This is a genomic window from Pseudomonas sp. B21-035, from assembly GCF_024748945.1.
In the GTDB taxonomy this organism is placed as follows: Bacteria; Pseudomonadota; Gammaproteobacteria; order Pseudomonadales; family Pseudomonadaceae; genus Aquipseudomonas.
Map to the genome: position 1 here is coordinate 1,868,582 of NZ_CP087179.1, position 13,276 is coordinate 1,881,857.

Annotated in this window: 13 protein-coding genes; 11 read left to right on the forward strand and 2 right to left on the reverse strand. The window is 60.9% G+C overall.

Annotation, left to right across the window (positions count from 1 at the left end; all coding sequences use genetic code 11):
• Positions 1–33: 33 nt before the first annotated feature.
• The 4 genes from sucC to LOY22_RS08600 all read left to right on the forward strand — a co-directional run bounded on the left by sucC (position 34) and on the right by LOY22_RS08600 (position 4,689).
• A complete protein-coding gene (gene sucC / locus LOY22_RS08585; protein WP_010224674.1) occupies positions 34–1,200 on the forward strand; it encodes an ADP-forming succinate--CoA ligase subunit beta in 1,167 nt (388 codons plus the stop codon).
• Positions 1,200–2,084: a succinate--CoA ligase subunit alpha gene (gene sucD / locus LOY22_RS08590; protein ID WP_045200545.1), complete on the forward strand. Its 885-nt coding sequence runs from the start codon at positions 1,200–1,202 to the stop codon at positions 2,082–2,084. Before sucC ends, sucD begins: the two co-directional genes overlap by 1 nt.
• A gap of 361 nt (positions 2,085–2,445) precedes the next feature.
• Positions 2,446–3,759 carry a branched-chain amino acid transport system II carrier protein gene (brnQ, locus tag LOY22_RS08595; protein ID WP_045202210.1) on the forward strand — a complete coding sequence of 438 codons (1,314 nt, stop codon included), beginning with the start codon at positions 2,446–2,448 and terminating at the stop codon, positions 3,757–3,759.
• A 189-nt stretch (positions 3,760–3,948) separates the two neighbouring features.
• Positions 3,949–4,689 (forward strand): DUF599 domain-containing protein, encoded by a 741-nt coding sequence (locus tag LOY22_RS08600; RefSeq protein WP_045202208.1) that lies wholly within the window; start codon positions 3,949–3,951, stop codon positions 4,687–4,689.
• 86 nt (positions 4,690–4,775) lie between these two features.
• Here LOY22_RS08600 and LOY22_RS08605 read toward each other — a convergent pair whose 3' ends face one another.
• On the reverse strand, positions 4,776–5,051 hold the full coding sequence (locus LOY22_RS08605; RefSeq protein WP_045202206.1) for a hypothetical protein: 276 nt from the start codon (positions 5,049–5,051) through the stop codon (positions 4,776–4,778).
• 152 nt (positions 5,052–5,203) lie between these two features.
• On the opposite strand from LOY22_RS08605, the gene LOY22_RS08610 reads away from it, so the two are divergent.
• The 4 genes from LOY22_RS08610 to LOY22_RS08625 all read left to right on the forward strand — a co-directional run bounded on the left by LOY22_RS08610 (position 5,204) and on the right by LOY22_RS08625 (position 8,919).
• Positions 5,204–5,680, forward strand: a complete 477-nt coding sequence (locus tag LOY22_RS08610; protein WP_045202204.1) for a PaaI family thioesterase — start codon at positions 5,204–5,206, stop codon at positions 5,678–5,680.
• On the forward strand, positions 5,677–6,138 hold the full coding sequence (locus LOY22_RS08615; RefSeq protein WP_045202202.1) for a PaaI family thioesterase: 462 nt from the start codon (positions 5,677–5,679) through the stop codon (positions 6,136–6,138). Before LOY22_RS08610 ends, LOY22_RS08615 begins: the two co-directional genes overlap by 4 nt.
• Positions 6,139–6,232: 94 nt before the next feature.
• Entirely contained in the window at positions 6,233–8,137 is a 1,905-nt protein-coding gene (gene htpG / locus LOY22_RS08620) for a molecular chaperone HtpG (RefSeq protein WP_093385340.1), read from the forward strand.
• 56 nt (positions 8,138–8,193) lie between these two features.
• Positions 8,194–8,919 (forward strand): dienelactone hydrolase family protein, encoded by a 726-nt coding sequence (locus tag LOY22_RS08625; protein ID WP_213601999.1) that lies wholly within the window; start codon positions 8,194–8,196, stop codon positions 8,917–8,919.
• Positions 8,920–9,003: 84 nt separating this feature from the next.
• Here the strand turns inward: LOY22_RS08625 and LOY22_RS08630 are convergent, their stop codons facing one another.
• The gene (locus tag LOY22_RS08630; RefSeq protein ID WP_093385334.1) at positions 9,004–9,864 is read right to left on the reverse strand and encodes a pirin family protein; all 861 of its coding nucleotides are present in this window, start codon (positions 9,862–9,864) and stop codon (positions 9,004–9,006) included.
• 104 nt (positions 9,865–9,968) lie between these two features.
• On the opposite strand from LOY22_RS08630, the gene LOY22_RS08635 reads away from it, so the two are divergent.
• From LOY22_RS08635 to LOY22_RS08645, 3 genes are all read left to right on the forward strand, one after another.
• The gene (locus LOY22_RS08635) at positions 9,969–10,976 is read left to right on the forward strand and encodes an amidohydrolase family protein (RefSeq protein ID WP_195883428.1); all 1,008 of its coding nucleotides are present in this window, start codon (positions 9,969–9,971) and stop codon (positions 10,974–10,976) included.
• Positions 10,977–11,042: 66 nt separating this feature from the next.
• Positions 11,043–11,507: a DUF3859 domain-containing protein gene (locus tag LOY22_RS08640; protein ID WP_045202191.1), complete on the forward strand. Its 465-nt coding sequence runs from the start codon at positions 11,043–11,045 to the stop codon at positions 11,505–11,507.
• Positions 11,508–11,646: 139 nt separating this feature from the next.
• Positions 11,647–13,272 carry a methyl-accepting chemotaxis protein gene (locus LOY22_RS08645; protein ID WP_045202189.1) on the forward strand — a complete coding sequence of 542 codons (1,626 nt, stop codon included), beginning with the start codon at positions 11,647–11,649 and terminating at the stop codon, positions 13,270–13,272.
• The last annotated feature ends 4 nt before the right edge of the window (positions 13,273–13,276 follow it).

Genomic DNA, 13,276 nt, shown 5'->3' on the forward strand with positions numbered 1-13,276 from the left:
GAAGCGCAGTACCTAACGAAGACGGTAAAAAGCATGAATCTTCACGAGTATCAGGGTAAGCAGCTGTTCGCTGAATACGGCCTGCCAGTTTCCAAGGGTTTCGCAGTCGACACCCCTGAAGCTGCCGCAGAAGCCTGCGACAAGATCGGTGGCACCGAGTGGGTTGTCAAAGCCCAGGTCCACGCCGGTGGTCGCGGTAAAGCGGGCGGCGTCAAGCTGGTTCGCAGCAAGGAAGACGCCAAGGCGTTCGCTGCGCAATGGTTGGGCAAGCGTCTGGTAACCTACCAGACCGACGCCAACGGTCAGCCAGTGACCAAGATCCTGGTCGAATCCTGCACTGACATCGCCAAAGAGCTGTACCTGGGCGCTGTAGTCGACCGTTCGAGCCGCCGTATCGTGTTCATGGCTTCCACCGAAGGTGGCGTGGACATCGAGAAAGTCGCTCACGAGACTCCTGAGAAGATCATCAAGGCTACTATCGATCCACTGGTTGGCGCTCAGCCATTCCAGGGTCGTGAACTGGCGTTCCAGCTGGGTCTGGAAGGCAAGCAAGTTGCTCAGTTCGCCAAGATTTTCGTAGGCCTGGCCAAGCTGTTCAAAGAACACGACCTGGCCCTGCTGGAAGTAAACCCGCTGGTCATCAAGGCCGACGGCGACCTGCACTGCCTCGATGCCAAGATCAACATCGACGCTAACGCCATGTACCGTCAGCCTAAGCTGAAAACCTTCCACGACCCGTCGCAAGACGATCCTCGTGAAGCCCACGCTGCCAGCTTCGAGCTGAACTACGTGGCCCTGGAAGGCAACATCGGCTGCATGGTCAACGGTGCCGGCCTGGCCATGGGTACCATGGACATCGTCAACCTGCACGGCGGCAAGCCAGCCAACTTCCTCGACGTAGGTGGTGGTGCTACCAAAGAGCGCGTTACCGAAGCCTTCAAGATCATTCTGTCCGACAGCAATGTCGCGGCCGTTCTGGTCAACATCTTCGGCGGCATCGTTCGTTGCGACATGATTGCCGAAGGCATCATCGGCGCTGTGAAAGAAGTCGGCGTCAAGGTACCGGTTGTTGTTCGCCTGGAAGGCAACAACGCTGAACTGGGTGCTAAAGTACTGGCAGAAAGCGGTTTGAACATCATTGCGGCAACCAGCCTGACCGACGCTGCTCAACAAGTTGTCAAAGCTGCGGAGGGCAAGTAATGAGCGTCCTGATCAATAAAGACACCAAAGTCATCTGCCAGGGCTTCACCGGCTCGCAAGGTACTTTCCACTCCGAGCAAGCCATCGCCTACGGCACCAAGATGGTCGGCGGCGTGACGCCAGGCAAGGGTGGCTCCACCCACCTGGGCCTGCCAGTGTTCAACACTGTGAAAGAAGCAGTAGAAGCTACCGGCGCTGATGCGTCGGTCATCTACGTTCCAGCTCCTTTCTGCAAGGACTCGATCCTGGAAGCTGCCTTCGGCGGCATCAAGCTGATCGTCTGCATCACCGAAGGCATTCCTACCCTGGACATGCTCGATGCCAAGGTCAAGTGCGACGAGCTGGGTGTTACCCTGATCGGCCCTAACTGCCCAGGCGTCATCACTCCGGGCGAGTGCAAGATCGGCATCATGCCAGGTCACATCCACTTGCCAGGCAAGGTCGGTATCGTTTCGCGTTCCGGCACCCTGACCTACGAAGCGGTCAAGCAGACCACTGACGCCGGTTTCGGTCAGTCCACCTGCGTCGGTATCGGTGGCGACCCGATCCCGGGCTCCAACTTCATCGACATCCTGAAGCTGTTCCAGGAAGACCCGAAGACCGAAGCGATCGTCATGATCGGCGAGATCGGCGGTTCGGCTGAAGAAGAAGCAGCTGCCTACATCAAGGCCAACGTCACCAAGCCTGTGGTTTCCTACATCGCTGGTGTTACCGCTCCTGCGGGCAAGCGTATGGGCCACGCTGGCGCCATCATCTCCGGCGGCAAAGGCACTGCAGACGAGAAATTCGCTGCGCTGCAGGACGCTGGTGTGAAAACCGTGCGTTCGCTGGCAGACATCGGCAAGGCCCTGGCCGAGCTGACTGGCTGGGAAGTGAAGAAGTAAGCACTGCCCGGTAAACAAGAAAGGCCACCTTCGGGTGGCCTTTTTTGTTTACCGGGCAGCAGCGGCAAGGGGCAAGCTTCAAGCTGCAAGCTGCAAGAGGGTATTGCGGCAAGCATGCGGCTTCTAACTTGCCGCTTGAGGCTGTCGCGCAAGCGACACGCATATTCACACATCGGACAAGCAGCCCTGCAGCAGTGCGTTTCTGTGACAAATTCGTTAACCTATGCACTCATTTTGTGCCCGCTCCCCAAAAGGGAACGACACGCTAAACGGGTCTGGCTCATCCAGCCAGGCAGCATTTCCCTCACCCAAGGGGAAATCCCTCTCTAAATCCCGATTTCAGCAGTGTGGTATTTCCTTAATGAAAGTTTTAAAAGGCCAGGACATCCTGGCACTTGGTTTTATGACGTTCGCTTTGTTCGTCGGCGCGGGCAATATCATTTTCCCACCTATCGTCGGTCTGCAATCCGGTCCACACGTGTGGATGGCGGCGCTGGGTTTCCTGATCACTGCTGTGGGCCTGCCGGTTATCACTGTTGTCGCCCTGGCCAAGGTCGGCGGCGGCATGGATGCCCTGAGCAGCCCGATCGGCAAGGTCGCCGGCGGCCTGCTGGCGGCGGTGTGCTACCTGTCGGTAGGCCCGCTGTTCGCCACTCCGCGTACCGCCACCGTATCCTTCGAGGTGGGTGTTGCGCCGCTGACCGGTGAAAGCCCGCTGGCCCTGTTTATCTACAGCCTGGTGTACTTCCTGGTGGTGCTGGCGGTGTCCATGTACCCGGGCAAGTTGCTCGACACCGTCGGTCGCTTCCTCGCGCCGCTGAAGATCATCGCCCTGGCCGCACTCGGCATCGCCGCGTTCATGCTGCCCGCCGGTGGTATCGGTGAAGCGCAGCCGGCCTACGTTGCCGCACCGTTCTCCCAGGGCTTCATCAATGGTTACCTGACCATGGATACCCTCGGCGCCCTGGTGTTCGGTATCGTCATCGTCAACGCCATCCGTTCGCGCGGTGTCGAATCGCCGCGGCTGATCACCCGCTACGCGATCATCGCCGGCCTGATCGCCGGGGTCGGCCTGGCCCTGGTGTACATCAGCCTGTTCCGCCTGGGTGCCGGCAGCCATGAAATCGCCGCCGGTGCCAGCAACGGCGCAGCGGTACTGCATGCCTATGTACAGCACACCTTCGGCTCGCTGGGCAGCGGCTTCCTGGCCGTGCTGATCGCCCTGGCCTGTCTGGTGACCGCCGTTGGCCTGACCTGCGCCTGTGCCGAGTATTTCAGCCAGGTACTGCCGCTGTCGTACCGCACCCTGGTGGTGATCCTTGCCGGCTTCTCGCTGCTGATCTCCAACCTCGGCCTGACCAAGCTGATCATGTTCTCGATTCCGGTGCTGACGGCTATCTACCCGCCGTGCATCGTGGTCGTAGGCCTGAGCTTCTGCAAAGAACTGTGGAATTCCGAGGTACGCATCCTCGCGCCGGTGATGCTGGTTTCGCTGCTGTTCGGCATGATCGATGCCATCAAGGGCACCGCCCTGGCCAGCGAACTGCCGGAAATCCTCGCCCACCTGCCGCTGAGCGAGCAGGGCCTGGCCTGGCTGGTACCGTCGGTAGTGGCCCTGGGCGTTGCGGTGGTGTGTGACCGCATGCTTGGCAAGCCACGCGAAGTGCTGGCCTGAGAATTGGCCCTATGACGGACACCGGCCACAAGCCAACAGGGTGACCGTCACGGCAAATTCCGAGCCCCGTGTCCGCAAGGACGCGGGGCTTTTTCGTTTCTGCACGGCAGACGTGTCTTTTTCTGCGCTAAAGCGTCGAAAGCCGGTCAATGGGCTTTATTGTGCTCGAAACTTCAATCAGGACCTTGCATGAGCTTCATTCAAAGCAATCTGATCCACTTGCTGGCCGCCTGCTGGTTCGTTGTCTGCTGGGGCGGATACACCCGTTATGCCACTTGGAAGGGCCGCGATACCGCTTGCCTGGCCAGCGTGCTGCACCTGTACCGCGAAGACTGGATGCGCCGCATGCTGCTGCGTGACAACCGCATCGCCGATGCCAGCGTGATCGGTAACCTGGAGCGCAACGCCTCGTTCTTTGCCTCCAGCACCTTGATCATCCTGGCCGGTATTCTCACCGTGCTCGGCGCATCAGACCGTGCGGTATCGTTGCTGGCAGACCTGCCGCTGGTGCAGCAGGCGTCCCAGGGTATGTCGGAAATCAAGTTGCTGTGCCTGGCGATGGTATTTGTGTACGCCTTCTTCACTTTCAGCTGGTGCATGCGTCAATACAACTTCGCCGCCGTATTGGTGGGTTCGGCGCCGATGATCGGCGAGCGTCAGGTCAGCGAACTTGAGCGCAAGGCCTTTGCCCTTAGAGCGGCCAAGGTTATTTCCCTGGCCGCCAACCAGTTCAACTTTGGCCTGCGTTCCTATTACTTCGGCATGGCCATGCTCTGCTGGTTTATCAGCCCCTGGTTGTTTATGTTGATGAGTACCGGGGTAGTACTGGTGCTGTATCGCCGTGAATTCCACTCCGATGTGCTCGATGTGATGGTCTATACCCCGACCGAAGCGCCGGTGGCGGAACCCGGCAAAGAGAACCTCGCCTGAAGGTTATTGACTGAATCGTTTAACCCTATTGCAACAGGCATAAAAAAACCCGACAGCGTCGGGTTTTTTTATTCCGGCGGGCTTGCTTACTTGGCAGGCTCGGCAGGAGTAGCTGGAGCAGCAGGTGCAGCTTCTTTTGCAGCTTCTTCAGCGGCTTTCTGTTGCGCTTCGGCCTGATCTTTGGCGGCTTCGGCGTTTTCTTTCGCGGCCTCGTTCACTTTATCCTGAGCTTCACCCATCTTCTCTTGGGCTTGCTCGGCGTGTTGTTGAGCATCTTGGGCTTTGTTCTCGCTGGCTTTATCGCAAGCGGCCAGGCCCAGAGCAGCGGCGAGCATAACGGCAAAAGCAAAAGGTTTACGCATGGGGTGTTTCTCCTTGTGGAATAAGTTACTTGTTCCTTCGAGCTCAAGTAACCGGTAGAAGTTCCGCGCACAATACAGATATATAACAAATGGTTCTATATGGACATTTGCCAGACTGTGTGCATGTTCTCAATGGCCCGGGAGTTTTTCAAATGACCGACACTTCTTTGCTGGCAATGGCCGAACGTTTTCTCTCGGCATTGCGACATTGCCAGGTGCTGCAGATGCGCGTGCATCACGCTGATGCCCAAGGCATGACCCTGGTGTTGCCGTACTCGACGAAGATCGTCGGCAACCCACAGACCGGCGCCGTGCATGGCGGGGCGGTGACCACCCTGATGGACACCACCTGCGGCATGGCTACCCTTTGTGCGCTGCCTGAGTTCGAGGTATGCCCGACGCTAGACCTGCGCATCGACTACATGCAGCCGGCCGAGGCCGGCAAGGACATCTTCGGCCATGCCTACTGCTACCGCGTTTCTCGCGATGTGATCTTCACCCGTGGGCTGGCCTACCAGGACGACCCGCAGCAGCCGATCGCCCAGGTGGTTGGCACTTTCATGCGCCTGGGCAAGGGCATCAAGGGCGGCCTGAATTTCGCCAGCAAGCTCAAGGGGAGCGGCCAATGATTCCGCCAGAGGTACACCAGCAACTGCGCCAGGCCCATGCCGAAGGCAATTATGAGCCGCTGCTGCAGTTGATCCCTTATGCCGGATTGATTGGTATCCAGTGCAGCCGCCAGGGCGATGACCTGTTGTTTTGCCTGCCGGCCAGCCAGGACAACATTGGCAATCCGTTGCTGCCGGCGATCCACGGCGGGGTGATCGCAGGCTTCATGGAGCTGTCGGCGGCGCTGTACCTGCTGATTTTCAGCGAAAGCGCGGCGATCCCGAAGATCATCGACTTTTCCATCGACTACCTGCGCGCCGGCCACTACCGCGACACCTACGCCCGCTGCCAGCTATGGCGCCAGGGCCGGCGGGTAACCAACGTGGCCATAACCGCCTGGCAGGGCGACGCGGACGAACCGATTGCCACGGCGCGCGCGCATTTCAAGATCGAAGAAATGACTTCGCCCTTGAAATAGCCCCAGCCACCCCCATCTGTTGTGCATCCCGCCGTGAAAGCAGGCCGCCGGCCTGCCCAACGACAACTGCCATCAGATCGGAGTGTTGAAGACCATGAGTGTGGAAACTCAAAAAGAAACCCTGGGCTTCCAGACCGAGGTGAAGCAACTGCTGCACCTCATGATCCATTCCCTGTATTCGAACAAGGAAATCTTCCTTCGCGAACTGATTTCCAACGCCTCCGACGCCGTCGATAAACTGCGCTTCGAAGCCCTGGCCAAGCCAGAGCTGCTCGAAGGCGGCGCCGAGCTTAAAATCCGCCTGAGCTTCGACAAGGACGGCAACACCGTCACCCTCGAAGACAACGGCATCGGCATGAGCCGCGAAGAGGTCATCGCGCACCTGGGCACCATCGCCAAGTCCGGCACCGCCGACTTCATGAAAAACCTCACCGGCGACCAGAAGAAGGACTCGCACCTGATCGGTCAGTTCGGCGTGGGCTTCTATTCGGCCTTTATCGTCGCCGACAAGGTCGACGTATTCAGCCGCCGCGCCGGCCTGCCAGCTGCCGAGGGCGTGCACTGGTCGTCCAAGGGCGAGGGTGACTTTGAAGTTGCCACTGTCGACAAGGCCGAGCGCGGTACGCGCATCGTCCTGCACCTGAAAAAGGGTGAAGAAGAGTTCGCCGACGGCTGGCGCCTGCGCAACATCGTCAAGAAGTACTCCGACCACATCGCCTTGCCGATCGAGCTGCCAAAACAGGTCGAAGCCGGCGAAGGTGAAGAAAAGCCGGCCGAAGAATGGGAAACCGTCAACCGCGCCAGCGCCCTGTGGACCCGTCCGCGTACCGAGATCAAGGACGAGGAATACCAGGAGTTCTACAAGCACATCGGTCACGATTTCGAGAACCCGCTGGCCTGGAGCCACAACAAGGTCGAAGGCAAGCTTGAGTACAACTCGCTGCTCTACGTACCGGCCCGCGCGCCGTTCGACCTGTACCAGCGTGAAGCGCCACGCGGCCTGAAGCTGTACGTGCAGCGTGTGTTCATCATGGACCAGGCAGAATCCTTCCTGCCGCTGTACCTGCGTTTCATCAAGGGCGTGGTCGATTCCAACGACCTGTCGCTGAACGTTTCGCGCGAAATCCTGCAGAAAGACCCGATCATCGATTCGATGAAGTCGGCGCTGACCAAGCGCGTGCTGGACATGCTCGAGAAGCTGGCCAAGAACGAGCCTGAGCAGTACAAGGGCTTCTGGAAGAACTTTGGCCAGGTGATGAAAGAAGGCCCGGCTGAAGACTTCGCCAACAAGGAAAAGATCGCCGGCCTGCTGCGTTTCGCCTCCACCCATGACGAAAGCGGCGAGCAGAGCGTTGCCCTGGCCGACTACCTGGCCCGCGCCAAGGAAGGTCAGGACAAGATCTACTTCCTCACCGGCGAATCCTACGCGCAGGTCAAGAACAGCCCGCACCTGGAAGTCTTCCGCAAGAAAGGCATCGAAGTGCTGCTGCTGACCGACCGTATCGACGAGTGGCTGATGAGCTACCTGAGCGAATTCGACGGCAAGAGCTTCGTCGACGTCGCCCGCGGTGACCTGGACCTGGGCAAGCTGGACTCTGAAGAGGACAAGAAAGCCCAGGAAGAAGTCGCCAAGGAGAAAGAAGGCCTGGTCGAGCGCCTCAAGGCGGCGCTGGGCGAGAGCGTCAGCGAAGTGCGCGTGTCGCACCGCCTGACCGATTCGCCGGCGATCCTGGCTATCGGTGAACAGGACCTGGGCCTGCAGATGCGCCAGATCCTCGAAGCCAGCGGACAGAAGGTGCCGGACTCCAAGCCGATCTTCGAATTCAACCCGGGCCACCCGCTGATCGAGAAGCTGGACAACGAGCAGAGCGAAGACCGTTTCGCCGACTTCTCGCACATCCTCTTCGATCAGGCCGCGCTGGCGGCGGGCGATAGCCTCAAGGACCCGGCGGCGTACGTTCGTCGCCTGAACAAGCTGCTGGTCGAATTGTCGGCTTAAGTAGTTGCAGGAAAGCCCGCTTCGGCGGGCTTTTTTCATTGTGCAAGGAGGAGTGCATGAGCAAGGTTACCGTCGAATCGCTGGTCTATCATGTTGCCGGCAAAGCCTATGAGAGCCGCTTGTTCTTTACCCAGGGCGCCCGCGAGCAGCCTGGGCTTTTGATGGCACCAAACTGGATGGGGGTGGGCGAGGGCGCCGAGCGTATCGCCCGCGAAGTCGCCGCTCAGGGTTATGTGGTGTTGCTGGCCGACATCTACGGCCAGACCCTGCGACCGTCGAACATGGATGAAGCAGGGGCGGCGATGATGCCGCTGAAGAACGACCGCGTCGAGCTGCGCAAGCGCCTGAAGGCGGCGCTGGACCAGTTGCTGGGGCAATCGAAGGCGGTACTGGAGCCGGGCAAGCTGGCCACCTTCGGCTTCTGCTTCGGCGGTTGCTGCGCCCTGGAGCTGGCCCGCGAAGATGCCCGCCTGCTGGCTGCGGTGTCGTTCCACGGCACCCTCGATACGCCGCTGCCGGCGGTAGAAGGCAAGGTCAAGGCTTCGATGCTGGTGCTGCATGGCGCCGCCGACCCGTTCGTGCCCAAAGAGCAGTTGCCGGCCTTCGAAGTCGAGATGGATGCGGCCAAGGTCGATTGGCAACTGATCAGCTATGGCGGCGCGGTGCATTCGTTCACCGATATCGCGGCGAACATTCCCGGCAAGATGAAGTACGACGCCCGCACATCCAAGCGCGCGTTCCGGGCAATGTACAATTTGCTCGATGACGTGTTCCAGCGCTGAGTGAAGGGGCAAGGCTGGCTCCCACACTTGACCTTGTGGGCGCCAGCCTTGCCGGCGATCGACCGCGTAGCGCTCGCGATAACCTCAAGGCAGCTCGATCCTTTCAGTTTCCCCCGGCACCGTCGGCCACTCCCCGGCCGCCCAGCGTGCCCGCGCCTGCTCGATCAGCGCCGGATCGCTGGCAACAAAATTCCAGTTCATCCGCCGCGGCCCGTCCAGCGGCGCCCCGCCAAACAGCACCAACTGGCTTTCGCTGTCGGCATACAGGCTCATCTCTGCACCGTGCGGCAAGATCACCAGGCTGCACGGCTCGAGCGCTTCATTGTCGAGGCTGACTTCGCCATCCAGTACATACAGCGCACGCTCGGCATGCTCGGTGGGCACCGTCAGGGTAGTGGCCGCCTGCATCTGCACCAGCGCATACAGGGTCGGTGACAACACCGGCACTGGCGATTGCAGGCAAAAGCCGCTGCCGGCAATCATGCGAATGCGCACCCCCAGGCTGTCACTGACCGGCAGGCTCGCCGCCGGATGATGGCTGTAGTGCCCCGGGCCTTGCTCATGCGCTTTGGGCGATGCCAGCCACACCTGCAAACCGTGCAATCGCGAGCTGCCAGGCAGCAGTTCGGCCGGCGTGCGCTCGACATGGGCAATGGCGCTGCCGGCGGTCATCCAGCTGACTTCACCGGCCTTGACCCGTTGATCCGAGCCCAGGCTGTCCTTGTGCTGGATCTCGCCCTCGAACAGGTAGGTGAGGGTCGACAGGCCGATATGCGGGTGCTGGCGGATGTTCATGCCGCGCCCGGCCGGGTAGTCGGTTTCGAGCATGTGGTCGAAGAACACGAACGGCCCGACGCTGCGGCACTGGGCCGAGGGCAGGGGGCGCAGGATGGGTTGGCCTTCGACCGATTCGGCGCGAGGGCGGATGACCAGGGGAAGGCTCACGGTGTGCTCCAGGCCAGCAGGGAAAGTTCTTGTAGCATAACCTGCTGAACTGGCGTGTGTTCGCTCCGGTCTACCCTGTCTGAATCGGCCAGAAGGAATGCGAAATGATTGCCAGGTGTCTAGGCTGGGCGCTGTTGCTGGGGCTGTCGCTGCAGGCGGCGCAGGCGCGCGAGTATCACTACAGTGATGCGCACCTGCATTACGTCGATTTTTTCCAGGAAACCGCCGGCATGGACGCCTTGCTCAAGGCCATGGACCAGGCGCGCATCGACCAGTCGATGATTTCCGGCATCCCGGTGGCCAAGAAGTGGCACGAAGACGAGCCCAAGCGCCCGCGTTACTACGCGGGCGATGATGCCGATGCCTATTGGTACAGCGCCACCGACATCTACGTTGCTGCGGCGCTGGAAAAGCTTTCGCCTGAGCAGCGCCAGCGCTTTCATCCGTTTCTCACCGGCTTCAACCCGGTAGACAAGAACGCCGTGGCCCACATCGAACGCATGCTAGCGCTGCACCCGGGCCTGTGGCAGGGGATCGGCGAGGTGTTCACCCGCCACGACGACCTGACCGCGTTGACCAGCGGCGACACGCCGAGGGCCAACAACGAGGCCATGACCCGCATCTATCACCTGGCCGCCGAGCAGGACCTGCCGGTGCTGATCCATTCGAACATCACCTCCAAGCGCGAACGCAACCCGCTGTACCTGGCGGAAATCGAAGAGCCGTTGCGCAATCACCCGCACACCCGCTTCATCTGGGCCCATGCCGGCACCAGTATGGAGATTCATCGGCACCAGACGCAGCTGGATTTTCTGCTGCCGACCCTGACACGGATGCTCGAGGATTACCCGAACCTGTACATAGACCTGTCCTGGAGCGTGCTGCAGCCTTATCTGCTGGATGAGAAGGGCAAGCCCAGGGCTGAGTGGCTGGCGCTGGTCAAACGCTTCCCTGAGCGCTTCATGCTTGGCTCCGACGTGGTCGGGCGCTTCAACAGCCTGGGCGAGCAACTGCATGGCTTTGATCCGTTTCTCGATGCCTTGCCTGCCGAGGTGGCGCAAAAGGTCGCCCGCGACAACTTCCTCGCGGTGCTGCCCAAGGCACGTAAGTGACAGCACTGTCATCAGCTTGTCATGCCCGCGTCATAGCCTGCCGCCATCAACCTGATGGAGTGCACTATGTTTCCACGTCGTTTCAGCGCCCTGTGCGGGCTGTTGCTGGTCAGTGGCCTGGCCGCTGCCGAGGTTCGCGTCGAAGGCCCGGTCGAGTACGGCCTGTTCGAAACCCGCCACCAGAACTTCCAGCCCGGTGAACGGGTGCTGAGCCAGAGCAACCAGACCATCCAGCCCACCGATGAAATCCCGGCGCGCCTGGGTAGCAAGTTCGGTATGCGCTACCGGCTGGAAGGCAAGGTCGCCGAGGACACGCCGCTGACCCTGCTGTACCTCACCCCTGGCGTGCGCACACCCGACGGCAAGCGCCACGACAAGTTCGAAGTAGTACAAAAGCTGGTGCCCGGTGCGGTCCAGGATGTCATGGCCTACGAGTTCACCGAGAACCACGAAGTGGTGCCGGGGCAATGGCATTTCATGGTCTTTCAGGGCGATCGCCTGCTGGCTGAGCAGCGCTTTACCGTGCGCTGAGGCAGGGCGACCCTGGCGTCGCGATCATAAGGCCTTTTGATATCACGTTTTCGTCTTACGCAAATTTTCCACAGGCCGATACCGTCTAGAAGCAAGGACTGCTGCCCTATTGAGCAGCGCTTTTGGAGGGAGCCAGAAGATGAGCTTGAGAAGCATGAATATCGCGCCCAGGGCCGGCCTGGGCTTCGGCCTGGTGGCGGCGCTGGTGTTTGCCTTGGGTGCGTTTGCCTTGATGCAGATGACCAGCATGCGCCAGCAGTCCGAGCAGGTCGACAGCAACTGGTTGCCCAGCGTGATCTCGGTCGGGCAGATGACCCAGGACATGTTGCGCATCCGCGCCTTGACCCTGCGCCTTTTGGTCAATCGCGATGCGGCGGCGCTGGAGCAGAACAAGTCGCGCATCGAAGAGATCAAGTCCGGCCTGGACAAGGCCCAGCAGAAGTACCAGGCGCTGATCGTCCTGCCTGAAGAACAGACCCTGTTCGACCGCTACCTGGACCTGGAGCGGCGCTACCTCAAGCTGCAGGCCCAGGTGGTGCAGTTGTCCACCGAGCACCGGGTGGAAGAGGCGGTGGCCATGGTCAATGGCGAGATGAACCAGCTCGCCGACCAGATGACCGCCAGCCTCAACGAGCTGATCGCGCTCAATAATCAGCATGCCAACAGCGCCACCGACCTTGCCGAAGTCGTCTATACGCAGGCGCGGATCTGGGTGATCGGCTTGCTGATCGCCGCTGTGGTGCTCACCGTGGTCCTGGCCCTGACTCTGACCCGCAGTATCGTCCGGCCACTGGCGCAGTCGCTGCAGGTCGCCGAAGTGGTCGCTACCGGTGACCTGACCCCGCAGATCTCGGTGCAGGGCAAGGATGAGCCGGCGCGCTTGCTGGCGGCCTTGAAACAAATGCAGCAAAGCCTGCGCGATACCATCGGGCGCATCTCCGATTCTTCCAGCCAGCTGGCCTCGGCCTCCGAAGAGCTCAGCGCGGTAACCGAAGATGCCACCCGCGGGTTGATGCAGCAAAGCCAGGAAATCGAACAGGCGGCCACCGCGGTCAACCAGATGACCACGGCAGTGGAGGAGGTGGCGAGCAATGCCGTGGCCACCTCCGAAGCCTCGCGCGAGTCCGACCGCATCGCCCGTCAAGGGCGCGAGCAGGTGCGCCTGACCGTGACCTCGATCGAAGACCTGGCCGCTGGCGTCACCGCCAACGCCGAAGAGGTCGGGCAACTGGCGCAACAGGTGCATGGCATTACCAAGGTGCTGGATGTGATCGGCGCGATTGCCGAGCAAACCAACCTGTTGGCCCTGAACGCGGCGATTGAGGCGGCGCGCGCCGGTGATGCCGGGCGCGGTTTTGCCGTGGTGGCTGACGAGGTGCGGGCACTGGCCCATCGCACCCAGCAGTCGACCCGGGAAATCGAGCAGATGATCGACGGCATCCAGCAGGGCACCAATCGTGCGGTCGAGGGTATGCAGCAGACCAACGAGCGGGCGCGCGGCACCCTGGAAGGCGCACATGCCGCCGGGGCGGCGCTGGAGGAGATTGCCGCGGCCATCAGCCTGATCAACGAGCGCAACCTGGTGATCGCCAGTGCCTCGGAGCAGCAGGCGCAGGTGGCGCGGGAGGTGGATCGCAACCTGACCAATATTCGCGACCTGGCGATGCAGACGTCGGCGGGGGCGAATCAGACCAATGCGGCGAGCCAGGCGTTGTCACAGCTGGCGATTGAGCTCAATGGGCTGGTGGGGCGCTTTTCGGTGTAAGGCA

Coding starts and splice junctions, on each gene's coding strand:
- sucC (WP_010224674.1), top strand. CDS start 34: ATGAATCTTCACGAGTATCAGGGTAAGCAGCTGTTCGCTGAATACGGC.
- sucD (WP_045200545.1), top strand. CDS start 1,200: ATGAGCGTCCTGATCAATAAAGACACCAAAGTCATCTGCCAGGGCTTC.
- brnQ (WP_045202210.1), top strand. CDS start 2,446: ATGAAAGTTTTAAAAGGCCAGGACATCCTGGCACTTGGTTTTATGACG.
- LOY22_RS08600 (WP_045202208.1), top strand. CDS start 3,949: ATGAGCTTCATTCAAAGCAATCTGATCCACTTGCTGGCCGCCTGCTGG.
- LOY22_RS08605 (WP_045202206.1), bottom strand. CDS start 5,051: ATGCGTAAACCTTTTGCTTTTGCCGTTATGCTCGCCGCTGCTCTGGGC.
- LOY22_RS08610 (WP_045202204.1), top strand. CDS start 5,204: ATGACCGACACTTCTTTGCTGGCAATGGCCGAACGTTTTCTCTCGGCA.
- LOY22_RS08615 (WP_045202202.1), top strand. CDS start 5,677: ATGATTCCGCCAGAGGTACACCAGCAACTGCGCCAGGCCCATGCCGAA.
- htpG (WP_093385340.1), top strand. CDS start 6,233: ATGAGTGTGGAAACTCAAAAAGAAACCCTGGGCTTCCAGACCGAGGTG.
- LOY22_RS08625 (WP_213601999.1), top strand. CDS start 8,194: ATGAGCAAGGTTACCGTCGAATCGCTGGTCTATCATGTTGCCGGCAAA.
- LOY22_RS08635 (WP_195883428.1), top strand. CDS start 9,969: ATGATTGCCAGGTGTCTAGGCTGGGCGCTGTTGCTGGGGCTGTCGCTG.
- LOY22_RS08640 (WP_045202191.1), top strand. CDS start 11,043: ATGTTTCCACGTCGTTTCAGCGCCCTGTGCGGGCTGTTGCTGGTCAGT.
- LOY22_RS08645 (WP_045202189.1), top strand. CDS start 11,647: ATGAGCTTGAGAAGCATGAATATCGCGCCCAGGGCCGGCCTGGGCTTC.